This window comes from Paraburkholderia translucens, assembly GCF_020881035.1.
Taxonomy (GTDB): domain Bacteria; phylum Pseudomonadota; class Gammaproteobacteria; order Burkholderiales; family Burkholderiaceae; genus Paraburkholderia; species Paraburkholderia translucens.
Genome location: NZ_JAJITC010000005.1, coordinates 166483 through 182593 on the forward strand (window position 1 = coordinate 166483; position 16111 = coordinate 182593).

Below are 16111 nucleotides of genomic sequence, written 5' to 3' on the forward strand. Positions count from 1 at the left end.
CCCATTTCATATCGAATAAGTAGCAATCGCGAATTTGTTCAACGTCACTTTCGAGCAAAGAGGAAATACAAAATGATCGCCATTACTGGGGCCAATGGAAATCTTGGCCGACTGGTTATCAAGGGTCTTCTGCAATCCATCCCCGCCAGCCAGACCGTCGCGGCAGTCCGGAGCCCTGAAAAGGCCGATGACTTGCGCACACTCGGCGTCCAGATACGCGAGGCGGATTACGATCGTCCCGAGACGCTGATCGAGGCATTCAAGGGCGTGGAGAAACTGTTGCTTATCTCGGCGGTGCAGCCAGGGGAAAGATTCCGGCAACATCGGGCCGTGATCGACGCTGCCAGGCAAACGGGCGTCAAGCTGATTGCCTATACGAGCCTGCTACGCGCCGGCACGTCCAATCTGATTCTTGCCGACGAACACAACCGGACCGAAGCGTATTTGAAGACCGCTGGCGTGAACTTCGTGGTGTTACGCAATGGTTGGTACCTCGAGAACCACACCAGCGGACTCGCGGGAGCGCTGGCCAATTCGGCAATCACCGGCAGCGCGGGGCAAGGCCGATTTGCCTCTGCATCTCGCGCCGATTATGCAGATGCGGCCGTGACGGTCCTCACTCAACCCGGTCATGCCAACCAGACTTATGAATTGGCGGGAGACGACGCCTATTCGCTGGCGGAACTGGCCGAGGAAGTATCGAAGCAGGTGGGCCGAACGATCGTGTATAACCACCTGTCCGCCGCCGATTACGAGTCAGCGCTGCTGGGCTTCGGTCTGCCGAAGATGATAGCCGACGTCGTCGTCGATGCCGACCTGAAGGCATCGGCAGGCGAACTGAACAGCACCTCACGCGATCTTTCCAGACTTCTCGGGCGGAGCACGACGACGCTGGCCCAGGCGGTAACGGTGGCATTGAGGGGCTGATCTGGTAGCGAAGCCCACGTGGAAAACGAAGTGCCCCGACATGCGAATTGATTCCACGAAGTTGGACACCGATCCTACTTTTCGGCTTCCGTTCAAAGGCGGGGTAATCTTCGCACCGGGAATTTGAAGTCGTTTGCGAAGAGCCTCGTGCTCGCAATGAGACTCGCGTCCGAGCCGAACAAACGCCGACTTCCAGGGACAGTGCGGAGCACGCGCCTGGTTGGATTTCGCCTTCGCCTGATCGGACAGATCTCAGCTCTTTCTGGAAGTTTTTGCCACAAATGGCGTGGGTATGTGCTGAACTTTCTCGCTTCCGCACTTCGGACAAGGCGGATGAGCGCTTGCATGTTCAGCAAGATGCTCGGCATGTTCGAACGTCTCACCGCACTTCTCGCACCTGTACTGGTAAGTCGGCATGTCATTCCTCCAACGAGAATCCTGCACGTCGTGCTGGCCCGGTGCTCTCCACGACATCGGCAATAACCCATTCTAGTGCAGCACTTGTTGTAGCGGTGGTCTCATTGGCCGGATCACTGCGTCCGCTGGCGCCTCGATTCTTGCCGCGGACGAAACCGCTTGATGTAGATGCGTTGCGCGCTCTTACCCGTTCATCTGTTCCGCGATGATGAAGTCTGCGACTCTCATCGCGTCCATCGAATTGCCGTCCACGTCGTTCCACTCACGAATCGCGCGATTGACTTTGGTCAGTGCGGTGACAGCCAGCAGTACGGCGTCGGTCTCGCTGATCTTGCCTTCAATATCATCTACCAGGTGATCCGCAACACGTAGAGCCGCGTTTGTCAGGTTGACGTCGTCATTCAAGTCCGACAAGACCCCACGGACGATTGTGAGACACGCATCTTTGCGTGCAAGTGCGATATCTGTCATGAGTTTCTCCGGAGCCGAGGTATCTGGTTAGCAAACTTTGGCGGTCGCGTAGAACAAAGGGAACGCTACTCCGCCCCAGCCGAGTTGGGAAGAGATACTGTGCCGTCCTCGGGGCCGCTTGCTCGAGCCATACGCAGCCGGTCGTTATGCGGCTCGCGTGATGCACATGCCCGCCGTCATCGGATATCTGGCTTCCGCGTTGTCTGCGCTGCTGCTGGTCAGCATTCCCCCGCTCGCCGGGCGTCTGTGCGGCGTCGGGCTCATCGGCATGATGATGGCGTTCGGTGCTGGCGCGGTCACCCTGCTCGTGCCCGGAGCGCTTCCTGCGCGGGTACGCGCCAGCGGCACGGCCGTTTCGCATGCGCTGAACGTCGCCGTGTTCGGCGCCACCGCTCAATTCATCGTGACAGGTTTGATCAAACGGACCGGCGATCCCCTGTCCGCAGCGTGGTATGTGGCGCCGGCGTGCGTGGTGAGCTTTTGTGCGGTGATGCTTTTCAAGGAGCGGCGCCTCGAAACCTGAACCCGGCGCCGGACCCCGAATCGCACGATCCAGTTAATGCGGCACGAGCACGACCCCATGGTCCACGCTGATCGCATTGCTGCCGGGGTTCGCCACGATGGGTGGCAGGTTCGACACCTCCAACGCCGGCACAGTACTCGGCGTGCCGCCGCGGGGTGTCGTGCGAATCACCTGCGACGGCGGCAGCGGCGTGCCGTTCTTCAGGTGGCTCCACATCAGGTTGAGCGCCTGGAGGTTGTAGTAGTGGACCGGCACGAAGCGGGTGTTGAAGCCAGCCACACCGAGAAACGCATCGAAATGCTGGCCGTTCGTCACCTCGTAAAGCGACAAATGGCTGTGCCCGCCCTCGCGCACGCTGTTCGCGGCAAGATACGCACGGGAAGCGTGATTGATCGGCACCAATGCATCGCTGCGTCCCTGGACGATGATCGCGGGCTTGCCATGCAGGATCGCATTGACACTGATCGCATCGACGCTCGCCAGTACGCGCGGGTCTTTGCCAGTCCACAATGCACGCGCGCATACCGCACCGGCGAAGCTCGCGTCGGCTGTCGCGAGCCGATGGTCCGCGCCTCCCGAAGGCGTAACGTTGTAGACGAGGCTGATGCCATTGGTTGGCGGCACGCCGTTGCCGAGGCCGAAGATGGTCGGCATCGGCGAGACCGCCGGCGCGAAGCCCGCTGCACCCGTCGCCGGGTTCGTCGTGCCGAAGCTGAAGCCGCACAGATTGTCGACCACGCTCGCCCTCGCGTACGCGTTCGCGTACGTGACCGCGACCGCCGGCACCGCTTGCGAATCCCACATCGGCGCATGAAGCAGGTCCGAATCCGCTTCATAGCCGGCCTGATGCAATTGTGCGAGGGCGTCGTTGGCCTGCGTTTGCGTGTCGCTGCCATGGACATATCCGGCGGCCGCCAGCGACGCGCAGCGCGCCTGGCGGATCGCACCGGTCGTCGCGACCGGCAGCGCGGTCAGATACGGCGCGCCGGCGGCCGCGTCCGCGAGCGCGGCGCACGGCTGGAGCAGATTCGCGAGCGTCATGTAGTCCGCCAGCGGTTTGCCGGCTGCGGCGATACGCTGCCCGCCCTCGAACACCTGCGCGTTGCCCGGCATCCGCACGTTGATCTGCGGCTCGCCGACCACCACCGCCGTGATCCACCCCTTCGTGTCCTGTTCGGCGGCCGCGAGCGACGCGCCGCCGCCGTTGCTCACGGATGCCGCGATGGTGGTGATGCTGCCGGGCTCATAGAGCACGCGATGATGCCACGCGTCGAGGCGCGGCGTGAACTGCTGGTTCAGCACCCAGTACGCAAACTGGATGGCCTCCAGGGTGTCCTTGCCCCAGTCCTGCTCCGGATTCTGTTGCGAATGCGCGTGCTTGAACGCATAGCGGTTCGGGAAATTCTGGTTGTACGTGCTCAGCATCGCTGCGGGCACGTTGGCGGTGAAGAGACTGGCTGGCCCGGCGGTGGCGGCGCTAGCAAGGCGGCCATCGATCAGCGTGACGAGGCCGCTCATCAGTTCGTGCGCGCCGTTGCCGCTGCCCTTGTCGGTATAGGCGACCGCGCAGCCGCGCTTGAGGCCCCATTCCCCGGCCGCCGAAATCGCGCCGTAGACACCGCGCGAGCCCGACGACGTCGCCGTGACGATGCACGGATTCGCCGGGTCGAAGCTTGCCGGCACCTGAACGAGCAGGCTGACGTTTTGCCGGCCACTGCCGTCGTCGGCATAGGCCAGATATTCGGTGCCGGCAATTTTTCCTTCGCCAAGGGTGTCGTTTCCGTTCAGATCGACGTTGGGCCCCCAGAAGCGGCCGTAGCCGCCGGCCGGGGTCATGTCGACGAGCGCGCGGTAATTCGACCAGATCGCAAGTCTGCGCAATTCCGCTGCCGTTGGGCTCGAGGCGTTCACGACGGCAGGCGCCGCAGCGCTCGCGAGGCCGGTTTTTCCGAGGCCGGCTGTCAGCAGATCGTCGCTGACGCCGTCGTAGGTGTTAGTTGAGAGACTGCCTGGTACGACGAACGATGGCAGCGCATTCAACTCGCCGTGGCCGTCGTTGTCGTTGTCGTGGTCCGTGGCATGCGCGGCGCATGCAAGCGTCACGCATGCCGTTGCTATGGCCAATGCTGTCGCGCTACGAAGCTGTACCTTTCTGGTTCTGGTTCTGGTTCGTCTGGCGATCGGGAAGCCTGTCATTTGTGTCTCCTTCTTTGTTGTTCAAATAAGAGATGCACATCGCACTTTGAGTATCGCTGTGCCGCGATGGATCACAGCATCGTGGACATTAAAACAATAGGAGTCGAGATTCCAGCAGAGAACACCCGTAGATAACGGCTCTATTGCGGCACGATGACGATCAGGCGTGCGCGCGGCGAAACGTGAAGTGCCGCCGCCTGTCAACGTATGCTGATGCCGACGGCCTTTTCAAGCGGGGCGGGCGAAATCGCGCTCTGGCCACGATAGGGCTCGTCGAGGGTCACGATCAGCGCGACCACCATGCCGATTGCCACCATGTGCAACGCAATGAGTCCGAGCGTTGCAGGTGTAGGTTCGAAGCGCCCATTCATCACCATCGCGCCCAGAAGGAATACCCAGATCACCCACCAGAAGACGCGCGGGACGGTGCGCGTGGCATTCTCGAGCCGCTTTTGGCGGCTTTCCTCGATTTCGCGCAACAACGTGTGCAAATCTTCGGCATTCGCCACGGCAAGCTTCGCAACGCGCTGTGTCCTTTCGATGAGGTCATCGAGTGCCTCGCTCGCGCGTGGCGACAGCTCCGGTTCCGCAGCGGCGAGCGCGGGCCAGTCGTCCCCGGACACTTTCATCACGTATCGCTTGAGCGCCGCGCGCGCGGCATCGGCATCGGCGCCGCCAATAGAGCGCAACTGACGGTCGAGTCGCGTCACGAACGAGGCCTCGCGCAACGCATCGTCCGCGGCGCGGTGTTGGTTGGCGCGCACGTCCGTCAACACATGCGCGAGGACGAACACGATGAACGCAAGCAGACTGCCGTGGACTACGTCAGCGATGGTACTGCGGGGATTGACATAGCCGAGCCTTTTCAGCACGCGCGCCGTGACCCACGCGATGCCAACGGCGATGACGCCGGTCGATATTCCCCCTGTGAGGAGGATGGCGAAATCGGAAAGATGCGCAACGAAATCAATTATCCAGATCATCTTTTCCCTGCGGTGGACCCGGCGCCGCGTCGGTGCACGGCACGGGTACGCTGCGAATGGTCAGTTTCCGTTGTTGCCGCTTCAATATTACACACGGTCTCCATTGGAGTTCGTGCATCGAGACTTCCTGGCGCGAACCGTATTGACTCTGTCACCGTTGCGACAACGTAACTCCCACCTCGCGGCCTGAATGAGCCTCAAAGCGGGCAGGTTCCATCGAAGCCCCGGCCAAATCACATGCGTAACGGAAACGATCTGCTATAACGGTAGCAGCGTGCAAGGGTAACCACCTACGAGCCGCCAAACGTGCACGTTGTGCGCGTTCCGGAGGTTCCTGTGTTTCGATTGGAGAAACCTGTGCAGGCCTCCAAATCATTTCGTGAAAACGAACAGCCGAAGAATGTGCACTTCTGGCCGGGCAGGCTGTGTCGGCAACTGGCGGTGTCAGGTTGCGCGGTGCTGCTGGTCGCCGCGTGTGGCGGTGGCCTTAGCAGTAATGCCAGCGGCGGTGGCGAAGAGCCGGGTCATCCCGGTGATCCGCTCGTCATGTACCAGTGGTACCTGCAGAATGTCGGGCAGGACGTGTTCACCGGTGTGCCCGGCACACCCGGTATCGACCTGGACGTGATGGGACCGCTCGGTCAGGGCATCAACGGGCTCGGCGTCAATGTGATGGTCGTGGACTCGGGTACCGAGATTGCACATCCGGATCTGAAGGACCGCATCAATCCGTCGATGCTGCGTAATTTCGATCCTCTAGCGGCTGATGCGAACGATCCGACGCCGCCAGTCGGAAGCGTGGACGACGCGCATGGTACCGCGGCGGCGGGAATCATCGCCGCCACCGCGGACAATGGCATAGGCGGCCACGGTGTGGCACCACGGGCAACGCTCGGCGCGGCGCGCTTCCTCTGCACGAACTGTCAGACACCGGTCAACTTGATCAGCATCTTCGGCGGGGCTCCGTTTTCGCAGAACGTCGCAGTCTTCAACGGATCGTACGGCAGTGCGGGATCGGTGCCGTTAGAGTTTGACCTCGCTAACGATTTCCAAAGCATTCTGCTTCAGCACCTGGAGACAATGCGCGGCGGCCTCGGCGCGCTGCTGGTCCAGTCCGCAGGCAACGAGTTCGAGAGCGCGACGGAAGAATCCGAAGAGCAAGAAGGCGTCGTGATACAGGTCGACTGTCGCGCAGCGAATACGGCGGCGGTGACCTGCGTGAACGCGAATTTCGACCCGGGCAGGGCGATGCCACAGGTCGCCGCGGTGGCAGCCGTCAACGCGCTGGGCAAACGCTCCAGCTACTCGTCGGGCGGCTCCAACATCCTCGTTTCCGGGCTCGGCGGGGAGTATGGCCTTGGGCCTACGAACACCGTTGGGGCGCCTCCCGGTCCGGCATTGGTGACCACCGACCTGACCGGCTGCAATCAGGGATATGCACGCACCCAGGCGGCGGGACCCAATGCGAATCCATTCGATGTTCCGGGTTCCCAAATAAACAGCGCACTGAATCCCGATTGCGACTACACGGCGAGCATGAATGGCACATCGGCGGCAGCGCCGACAGTCTCCGGCGTGGTCGCGCTGATACTACAGGCCAATCCGGCGCTGACCTGGCGTGACATACGGTGGATCCTGATGAAGACCGCGCGCCGTATCGACACCGCGCGCGTGCCGCCGAGCGTGGAATTGACATCGGGCCAGGCGTACGTGCCGGAACCTGCGTGGACGCAAAACGCTGCCGGCAACTGGTTCGATAACTGGTACGGTTTTGGGCTCGTCGACGCTGCGGCGGCGGTCAACATGGCCCGCCAATACAACACCCATCTCGCAGGATCCATGTTGGCCAACACGGCGTCCGAGGAGGCTGACCGGCAACAGAACCCGGGTGGCCAGCTGGTTCCGCAAGGCACCGCAAGCGGACTCGCGATACCGCTGAACGTGACTGGATCCGCGCAGGTGGTCGAATACGTACAGGTGTCAATCAATATGGTGTCCGCCGACCTCAGCGACCTCGCGGTCGAAGTGATCTCGCCTGGCGGCACCCGCAGCGTGCTGCAGAACGCCTATAACGGGTTCGCGAACACCGGGAGAGCCGTTTCCAACTGGCTTCTTGCGTCGAATGCGTTCAATGGCGAGGGGGCGACAGGCACGTGGACGGTCCGGTTCGTCGATGTCGATACTCGTAACGGTGCGCAGATGGGGGTTGAGAGCGTAACACTCAACGTGCTCGGTCACTGACGGACGGGAGGTGGGACAGTATGGGTTGGAATCGCTTCATGAATCTGGCGGGCGCAGCGCTGCTGTGCGCATCGCTCGCCCATGCGCAGGGCACGGCACTCAGGCAGGGTGCCCGGGCCTCCCCGGCGCAGGTGCAGCAGTTGAGCCGCAGCGCCCCGGTGACGATCGGCAGCACGAGCGTGTGGCCTATGCCAAGTGCTGAGCCGCTCGATCAGGACGGCAACGTGCAGGCCAATTCCACGCTGGTGATCCGCGCAAGCGACTGGTTCGTTGGTCTTAGCACGAACGACCTCGTCGTGATCTATCCGGACACGGGCGCGGTCAGCGCGGCGGCCGCCGGATTGGCGCAGCAGATACAGGCCTTCCCGACGATGAACCTCACCGTGCTACATGTGAGCACCTTCTCCGATTTGTTGCCGCTTTATCAGGCGCTCTCCACCAGGCTTCCGTCCGCGAGATTCGACCTGCCTGTGAGCTACGTCAAGCAACGGGCGCAGTGAGGCACCCGTTTCATGGCCGCGACCGGTCCGATCACCCGCCCAAAAGCTCGCCGTTGGCCAGGATCCACCTGCAACCAACTTATCCCGCAATGCGTTTGAAACTGGCGTAGTAATCGTCGGTGTAGTAACAGTCGCTCGCCTGTCTGCGCGGTCCACCACATACGATCCGGCGCTGCCCGCGATCGGCCGAGCCAGGCGTGCGAACCGTATATGCGTGGTAGTAGCCGCGCGGATGCTGTGGCAGCAGTCCTGCGCTATTGCGGAACAGGACACCGTCCTCGGAATAAGGAAAAGGCCCGCCCGCTTTGATCAAACGCAGCGTTTCAGCTGCTTCTCCCGGCAACTGCGCCTTGGTGACGGTGGCCAGCGCCCCCCGCTCCTGCGCGCCCGATGCGGCGGACGCTTCGCTCGCGGCCTGCCCCGGCTGGACCTGCGCTTGACTCGCGGATGCACCCTGTTCCTGGGCAGCGTTTTGCGATCCGCCCTTGCCGCATCCGCCGAGGATCGCGCTCAAGGCGACGATGCTGAAGAAACCACATGCTCGTTTCACGAAACGGTTGCCTCCGGGTTGACCAGCATTGGACGACCATGAACGATTTTAGGGTATCGCCAAAGGCAGAGTGCATCAATGTTTGTCCCACGGCGGCACACCTGAAAACGCGTTGACCAGAAAATCGATTGCCGCGCGAACTTTTGCGCTCACGTGGCGACGGCTCGGATACAAGGCGAGCACATCGATATCCGGCAAGCGGTATTCAGGCAATACCTGAACGAGCCCGCCCGCGCGAAGGTCTTCGCCAATCAGAAACGTGGGCTGCCAGATCACGCCGTGTCCCGCGAGCGCCGCTGCGCGTGCCGTGTCGCCATTGTTGGTGTGCATGTGACAGTTGACCTCGACAGCGTGAGTTTTGCCGTCGTGGTCCGTCAGTCGCCACTCGTCCGCCGTGGCAGCATAGGTATAGCCGATGCATCGGTGTCTGAGCAGGTCCGCCGGTCTCTCCGGATGTCCCCAGCGCTTCAGATAATCGGGAGACGCACACAGGATGTTTCTCGACGTCGCCAGTTTGCGGGCCGCATGATCGACTGTGCCGGCGCGCGAGATACGAATGGCGAGATCAAAGCCCTCCTCGACGATATCGACGATGCGGTCGATGAGGGTGATGTCGAGTTCGACGTCGGGATATTGCTGCATGAACCGTGGCCACAGCGGCGCGAGATACCGGATACCGAAGCTGACAGGTGCATTGATACGCAGCCGTCCGCGCGGTTCGATCGACGTCGCCGATACGAGCCCTTCCGTTTCAGCCACGTCTTCGAGGATGACCTTGCAGCGCGAATAGAGCGTTTCACCGCTCTCGGTAAGCGACAACCTTCGTGAGGTGCGATTGAGAAGCCGTGCACCGAGATGCGCCTCCAGCTCATTCACATAGCGGGTCACGTTCGCGGGGGAGGTTCCGAGCGCATCGGCCGCGCGCGCAAAACTGCCCCGAGTGACGACGGTCACGAAGACCTCGAACGCGCGCAGCCGGTCCATATTGCGCTCCGGACATTCACAAAAAATGAATGATACCGCCATGATTTTGATCTTTCTCTCCCAAGAACGGAACCCTATAGTTTGTTTCAACGAGCCGGCGCATGGGGCATCGGCTCAGGTTGAAACCGGAGAGTGAACATGCAACGCTTGACAGGAAAAGTGGCTATCGTTACGGGCGCCAGCGCGGGTATTGGCCGCGCTGCCGCCAGGTTGTTCGCCGCAGAAGGCGCCAAGGTCGTCGTGGCGGCACGCCGCGAGGCCGAACTCGAAGCGCTCGTGGCGGAGATCGCCCGCGACGGAGGTACGGCTATCTCGCTGGCAGGCGATGTGCAATCCGAAGAATTTGCGAAAGCGCTGGCCGCACTCGCCGTCAGCCGCTTCGACCGTCTCGACATCGCCTTCAACAATGCGGGGACGCTCGGTGAAATGGGACCGACCACCGGAGTCTCGGAAGCAGGCTGGTCAGCCACGCTGGCCACCAACCTGACGAGCGCGTTTCTCGGCGCCAAGCATCAGATTCCTGAAATGATCAAGCACGGCGGCGGGTCGATCATCTTCACTTCGACGTTCGTCGGCTATTCGTTCGCCTTCCCCGGAACGGCGGCCTATGCTGCGAGCAAAGCCGGGCTGATCGGACTGACGCAAGCGCTCGCGGCCGAATACGGCCCGCAAGGCGTGCGCGTCAACTCGATCCTGCCGGGCGCAGTGGACACGGACATGTATCGCGGCATGAACGATACGGCCGAATCGCAGACGTTCGTGACCGGCTTGCACGCGCTCAAGCGCGTTGCCAGGCCGGAAGAGATTGCACGCTCGGCGCTCTACCTCGCCTCCGACGATTCGTCGTTCGTGACGGGTACGGCTTCGCTGGTCGACGGCGGGGTCTCGATTACGCGCACTTGAGCTTGTCGAAGACAGCAACGTGCGAAGCGGGCGTTGATACCTTTCGCGAACCGGTGGCGGCAAGGTGGCGGGCGAGTTGATTCATCGGCTTGCGTCGCCGCCGCGAGCTTTTTCCTCGATCCGCCTGAGCGCGTTGAACATATCGGTGGCCAGCTCGGGCGGCGTGCCTCGTGCGCGCCGCTCGGACATCGAGCGCACCTTGCTGGCACGGTTGCGCTCCGCTTCGAACTCCACCAGCCAGTGATCGAACAGCAAGCTGGCTTCGCGTTGCGTGACGTCGGGATTCTTCCGCATTTGCTGGTACGCGGCGATCAGGTTCGCCTTCGCAATCTCGACCCCGTCCGCGCCATCCCACAGCGCCCTCATGGCGTCCATTTTCAGGTCATTGAACGGCAACAGGCTGTCGTCTCCGCGTACCTCCGAGCTGCTGATGCCGAGCAACACGAAGTCCGATTCCCGATACGGCGTTGGATCGCTCGTGCCGTGCGCGCTGGAAACATACAAACGCCGGTCGCATACGCGCAGCGTGTCCGGGTTCCGTGGCACGGGTGGCGTGATCATGGCGTGGAAGCCCGTCCTGAGCGGATCGAGCGGCGAGGTGGTCAGCGAGATTCGCTGCCCGGCGAGCATCACGGTGCCATCGAGCCCAAGCAGACCCTCGACGCCTTCAAGCAGCGCCACGCCCGTCTTCGCGATCATCGCCAACTGCCCGACCGCCCCGAGCGCTCCCGACAGCCGTTCGATCACGCTGAGCAGCTTCTGTGCATAGTTGCGCCGGACGATCTGATAGAAGCTGACCGACACGTCGATGTCTCCGCCCTTGTACGGGCACGGGCCCGCGACACACACGTCGAGCACCAGCGAGCCATGTTTCGGCACCTGCCCCTCGGCCTGCTTGCCGATCAGATTCGGACCGACCACGCTTGGCACCGTCACGCGCTGGTTGCCGTAGTTGAACTCCGTCAATACCAGCACGAGCGGATCGTAGACCACATACCACTCGCGATTCGCACTCAAGTGCATTTCGTTCACGCGTAGCGTGAAGTACGCTTCATCGCGACCGATCCAGGTACCCGCCGCGCCGTCCGGCGAGCATCTGTCGGGCGCGATCGCGGCAACCATGGGCAGTGGCACCTGACCACGCCTCAGCGTGTCCCACATGCGTTCAATCTGAGCGAAGAAGTCAGCCATGGATCGGCCTCTCACGACGGACAAAGCGGCGGTGCGGTTCGAATCTGATAGATCGCGGCTTCGGGTTCCGAGAAGAACGGAGTGTCCGCGCTGCTTCTCTTCATCAATTCGCATGCGGTATGTATAAGCCAGGGCGGCGGTGCCTGTTGGAGCCATTCGGCTCGGCCTGCACGAAGATCCCAGATGCGTACCGAAATCGGGTTTCTGAAATCGCGCTGCTGAAGCAGCAGCAACAGGTTGCCGTCGCGCGTGAATTGCAGCTTGGTGCCTCCGGCATCGCCGGTCATCAGCGGGCCGGTCATCGAGGGCAGTGCGTTCGCAAGGTCGGGCCGGGCGCGGCTATTTTCGACGACCCACAGTCCGCGCGGCGCCGACCAGGCCGCTCGCAAACGGTCGTCCAGCCACACGCCGGCGAGCGGCGGAGCCGCCCACGGGGTCGGCCCAGTCACCAGACGCAGGTCTTCAGGTCCCGGCTGCGTGGTTTGCAGCGGGTCCCGCGGCGCAACGAAGCCGATTTGCAGCGGCGCCACTTTTCCAGAGGTGCTCTCCAGGATGGCCGGCACGTCGAATAGATACAGTCGCGGCTCGACGCTCTTGAAGAGAACCGCGTCCCGGCCCAGCACGAAACTCGTCCCCACGGTCTGATGCGGGCCCGTTGCGCTGCTCGCGGTCAATCTCGCCACGCCAATGTATTTGGGTGGCTGGAACCCATCCACGCGTCCCAGGTACAGATCGAGCCCCGCCGACGGCGACGGACCGGCTCCCGACACGAGACGTTGATAACGACGCGAGACGAGATCGCTGAAGTCCGCGCTGGCTCGCTCTCCGCCTTCGTAGAGATAGGCAAACGTGTCGGGCAACCTGACCGATGGAGAAAACACGGGGCCGAACGACAGGCGAGTCAGGCTCTGGATGACGCGTCGCGTCGGCAGCGCCGTTTCCGCCCTGAGCGCGGCGGCGTCGACATAGACGATGCTGAGGTCGTAGGTGGCGCCTGAAGAGAAGCTGCTCGCCGTAATCAGCAACTTGCCGCCGATAAAATCGTAGCGTGGAAACACGGCGCCCCGGATCACCTCGGGCAACATGTTGCGCAAGTTGCGCATGACCGGTTTACCTTGCTCGTCCCAGTAGTAGGCGTAACCGGCAACCAGCGCGACCGGCCCGATCTGGTCGATGAACCCCACCGACGGCGGGAAGTTGCCGTTCGGGTTGTTGGCGGGTGGCGCGGGCAGTTCCAGGTGTTTGACCAACGGCAGTTGCGCGTAGTCGTAACCCGACGGAAGAGCTACGATGGCGAGCGATCTTCCGTCTCGCTCGAGTAGCGCCACCTGGCCGCGCGCCGCGTCCAGACCGGCGGCAAGGTATTGCCCGGTGAGTGCCGGCATGCGCACGAGTGTCAGTCTCAACGCGCGGATCGTGGCTTCGTGCAACGGCAGGTTGCCGCGTCTCAGCCTCTCGTAAAAGGTGTCGACACGGTCCGTGGCATCGAGATTGGCGAGCAGCAGAGCGAGGCTTTGCCTGAAATTGCCGCGCGGCGCGAAACTGGCGAGGCTGTTGCGCGCCGCGACCAGCGTCCCTTTCTCTTGCAGCAGATCGTGGCTTCGGGAGGTACCTACCGCGACAGTGACCACGACCGCCATTGCGAGCAAGGCGATCGCCCCTCCCATGCTCCATAGCAGTTTCTGCCGGCTTCGGCGTTCCGCCTTCTGTCGCTCGCGCCGCTCGGTATAGGACATTTTCCACCGCACCAGCGCGGTTGCCAGAACATCATGCTGCAGGCTGAAATACCGCGGCCGTTCCGGCGGCTCGCCGCGTAGCAAGGGTCGCCGCCCGTGGCTGAGTTCGAAGAACACGGCGCGCACATCGCCCTCGATCTTCTCGTCGCGTGCGCGCTTTTCCAGCTCCTCGACGGACTCGGTCAAGGACACGAGCGTGCCGCCACCCTGCCGGCTGACGAGGCTGTACAACAGCGCATACCATTGATCCGGGTGCGAGCGGGTCCGGCGCGCGGCCTCGCTGACGACATCAAGAACATAGGTCTTCATGATGCCGTCCACGCCGCCGAGCGAACGGAAATCCGCATGCGTGATGACCCGTTTATGCGCAGTCAGACAGCTGAACAGCGCCGAGCAGATGACCTGCAACACCGGAGTGACCGAGCCGACCGGATAGGACTTCAGCAGGTCATCGACGATTTCCTCACGTACGCCCGGGTTGTACGAGAAGTTGTAAACGGAGCTGCCGTCGGCGTGCGTCGCGGTGGTCGGCAGGCTCACGACGCGCAGCAACGCCTCCTTGTCGCGTATCGAGCGCAACAGGTAAGGTTCGACGCCGCCGTGTTTCGGCCGGTCGCTAAGACGGGTATCGCTGATGCGCAGTTCGTCGCGAAAGCGGCCGTAGTATTCCGTTCTCAGAGAGATGATGATGCGCACGTCGATGTTGAGCAGATAGACCCTCTCCAGAAAATAGAAGAACGCCGCCGATGCTTCGTGGACCTCGGAATCGCCGGTATCGCGCGTGAGGACTTCTTCGGCCTGATCCAGCACGAGCACCAGCCTGCCGGGTAGTTGGCCGCAAATATCGATCAGCACGTCGGCAAGCCCGATCGCAAGCTGCCGTCGCGGACCCTTCGCCAGCGCGCGCAGACGATGGCACACGTCGTCGCGCACGTCGCGATCGACCAGCGTGCAGACGTCGTTCTCGGCTGCGCCGCCGGCGTCGCCCATTGCGATCGCCCCACTGTCGAGCGCGTTCGTGAGCGCGTGGCTGATCTGCGGCAAAGGGTCCGCGGTACAGCGGATCGTATGATCGTCACCACCGAGAAACAGGGTGCGTCGCTCGGGGTCCTGGCGCAGGTAATGGATGAGCCCGGCACGCAGGAACGAAGACTTTCCCGCGCCGCTCGAACCTTGGAGCAGCAGTATCTTCACGCCGAAGCGCAGCAGCGATTCCGCACACTGGCGAATGTTTTCGTCACGCTCGGAGAAAAGAACCGCATCGGTTTCGCGATAAAACCGCAGGCCGGGATACGGATGTTTCGGCCATTTCACATCATGTCGCGAAGTATCCACGATTTACGCCGCCTTCAGATGGGTGAACGGCGTTGCCAACCTGAAGCGGCGATCCGCGTAGCATGTATAAAACAGGTTCAGCGGGAACAGGTCGGTGTCGTTCTGCATGTGATCGAACGCGTCTCCGAGCGACAGGCCCTCCGCACACAAGCCCCACATGATCCGGGTACCGCACCGGATGGCATGCGTGTTGAGGATTTCCGCCTCGGTGCCGATCAACCCGCAAAAGCCTCGCTCGGCAACCGCGCCGAGCAGGGAGCAGTTCTCTCCACCCGTCGCGGACAGGCAGCAATTGAGCACGATCAGCGCGGTATGCGCATCGTCGCGATTGCGGTGCAGCATCTCCGCGAACTGCAACGAGTCGATCCTCGTACTATCGAGTTCGAGCATGTCGCCATTGGAATGCGCGAATACGAAAACGACGCCGTCCCATCCCGCCGCTTCACCGCAGGCACGCTGGGCGTTGGGCCAATCGTAGTAGCCCTTGCGAAAATCGATCGTCGTGAGCAGCAGATCGAGGTGGGCCCGGTCGTCGCCGAGGTAAGCGGCGGCATTCGCCAACTCGCTTTTGTGCAGTGCATAGAGCGACTTGAACGAAGCCGGATCAATGACGAGCGCGCCGCACGGCCCGCCGTCGATCGCCATCGTGATCTTGAACCGGTTGAGCCAGAATCCCGCGAAGTCTTCACGCGACGGCCGTTTTGCCTCCGTTGCCGGCGCGTCCGTGGGCTCGGAAACGGGTGCGCCGTTCGCATAGACGAAGCCGAGCGGCAGCGTCACCTGATCGTCGGAGCAGAAGATTTTCACTTCTGCGCCGTGTGGCAGCGCATCCAGCGCTTCGAGCAATTCTTGCGCGTGCTCGTCCCTGAAGTTGAAGATGGCATTCGAAAGCCATCGTCCACATTCTGTGAGCCGGTTGAGAATTTCCCTGTAACGGACCCAGCCCGGGTCTTTGCTTTCGTCGAGCTGAGTCGTCTGGACGTAATCGTTGAGGTTATTCAGCTCGTCGCGTATCTTGCGCGCGCGATCGAGCAGGAACGCTTTCGGCAGCAAAATCGGCTTGGATCGGCGACCGCCCTCGTCCGAGCGCCAGACCAACTTGATACTGTCGCCGTTGGCATCAAGAAAGAGTTGCATGTCGCCCCCTCGCCCCG

14 protein-coding genes are annotated in these 16111 nt (G+C 62.3%); 5 read left to right on the forward strand and 9 right to left on the reverse strand.

What is annotated here, in order from left to right; translation table 11 throughout:
• Positions 1-72: 72 nt before the first annotated feature.
• A complete protein-coding gene (locus LJ655_RS10925) occupies positions 73-927 on the forward strand; it encodes an SDR family oxidoreductase (protein ID WP_230561255.1) in 855 nt (284 codons plus the stop codon).
• A 252-nt stretch (positions 928-1179) separates the two neighbouring features.
• On the opposite strand, the gene LJ655_RS10930 is transcribed toward LJ655_RS10925, so the two are convergent.
• Positions 1180-1344, reverse strand: a complete 165-nt coding sequence (locus LJ655_RS10930) for an FmdB family zinc ribbon protein (RefSeq protein ID WP_230561256.1) — start codon at positions 1342-1344, stop codon at positions 1180-1182.
• Between the two features lie 183 nt (positions 1345-1527).
• A complete protein-coding gene (locus LJ655_RS10935) occupies positions 1528-1815 on the reverse strand; it encodes a hypothetical protein (protein ID WP_230561257.1) in 288 nt (95 codons plus the stop codon).
• Between the two features lie 166 nt (positions 1816-1981).
• Between LJ655_RS10935 and LJ655_RS10940 the strand changes: the two genes are divergently transcribed.
• The gene (locus LJ655_RS10940) at positions 1982-2338 is read left to right on the forward strand and encodes an MFS transporter (RefSeq protein WP_230561258.1); all 357 of its coding nucleotides are present in this window, start codon (positions 1982-1984) and stop codon (positions 2336-2338) included.
• 33 nt (positions 2339-2371) lie between these two features.
• Here LJ655_RS10940 and LJ655_RS10945 read toward each other — a convergent pair whose 3' ends face one another.
• Together LJ655_RS10945 and LJ655_RS10950 are read right to left on the reverse strand one after the other, a co-directional pair.
• A complete protein-coding gene (locus LJ655_RS10945) occupies positions 2372-4534 on the reverse strand; it encodes a D-(-)-3-hydroxybutyrate oligomer hydrolase (protein WP_230561259.1) in 2163 nt (720 codons plus the stop codon).
• Positions 4535-4734: 200 nt separating this feature from the next.
• On the reverse strand, positions 4735-5517 hold the full coding sequence (locus LJ655_RS10950) for a bestrophin-like domain (RefSeq protein ID WP_230561260.1): 783 nt from the start codon (positions 5515-5517) through the stop codon (positions 4735-4737).
• Positions 5518-5874: 357 nt separating this feature from the next.
• Between LJ655_RS10950 and LJ655_RS10955 the strand changes: the two genes are divergently transcribed.
• Both LJ655_RS10955 and LJ655_RS10960 read left to right on the forward strand, forming a co-directional pair.
• Positions 5875-7758 (forward strand): S8 family serine peptidase, encoded by a 1884-nt coding sequence (locus LJ655_RS10955; protein WP_230561261.1) that lies wholly within the window; start codon positions 5875-5877, stop codon positions 7756-7758.
• Between the two features lie 38 nt (positions 7759-7796).
• Complete coding sequence (locus LJ655_RS10960) at positions 7797-8258, forward strand: hypothetical protein (protein ID WP_230561262.1); 462 nt, start codon at positions 7797-7799, stop codon at positions 8256-8258.
• Between the two features lie 79 nt (positions 8259-8337).
• Here LJ655_RS10960 and LJ655_RS10965 read toward each other — a convergent pair whose 3' ends face one another.
• Complete coding sequence (locus LJ655_RS10965; RefSeq protein WP_230561263.1) at positions 8338-8808, reverse strand: ribonuclease; 471 nt, start codon at positions 8806-8808, stop codon at positions 8338-8340.
• A gap of 75 nt (positions 8809-8883) precedes the next feature.
• On the reverse strand, positions 8884-9792 hold the full coding sequence (locus LJ655_RS10970; RefSeq protein WP_230561264.1) for a LysR family transcriptional regulator: 909 nt from the start codon (positions 9790-9792) through the stop codon (positions 8884-8886).
• Positions 9793-9930: 138 nt separating this feature from the next.
• Here LJ655_RS10970 and LJ655_RS10975 point away from each other — a divergent pair, with 138 nt between their 5' ends.
• On the forward strand, positions 9931-10695 hold the full coding sequence (locus LJ655_RS10975; RefSeq protein ID WP_230561265.1) for an SDR family oxidoreductase: 765 nt from the start codon (positions 9931-9933) through the stop codon (positions 10693-10695).
• 81 nt (positions 10696-10776) lie between these two features.
• Here LJ655_RS10975 and LJ655_RS10980 read toward each other — a convergent pair whose 3' ends face one another.
• From LJ655_RS10980 to LJ655_RS10990, 3 genes are read right to left on the reverse strand one after another with little or no spacing between them, the layout of a single operon-like run.
• Positions 10777-11886: a hypothetical protein gene (locus tag LJ655_RS10980; RefSeq protein WP_230561266.1), complete on the reverse strand. Its 1110-nt coding sequence runs from the start codon at positions 11884-11886 to the stop codon at positions 10777-10779.
• An 11-nt stretch (positions 11887-11897) separates the two neighbouring features.
• A complete protein-coding gene (locus LJ655_RS10985) occupies positions 11898-14936 on the reverse strand; it encodes an nSTAND1 domain-containing NTPase (protein WP_230561267.1) in 3039 nt (1012 codons plus the stop codon).
• Positions 14937-14960: 24 nt separating this feature from the next.
• On the reverse strand, positions 14961-16094 hold the full coding sequence (locus LJ655_RS10990; RefSeq protein WP_230561268.1) for a hypothetical protein: 1134 nt from the start codon (positions 16092-16094) through the stop codon (positions 14961-14963).
• Between the last annotated feature and the right edge of the window lie 17 nt (positions 16095-16111).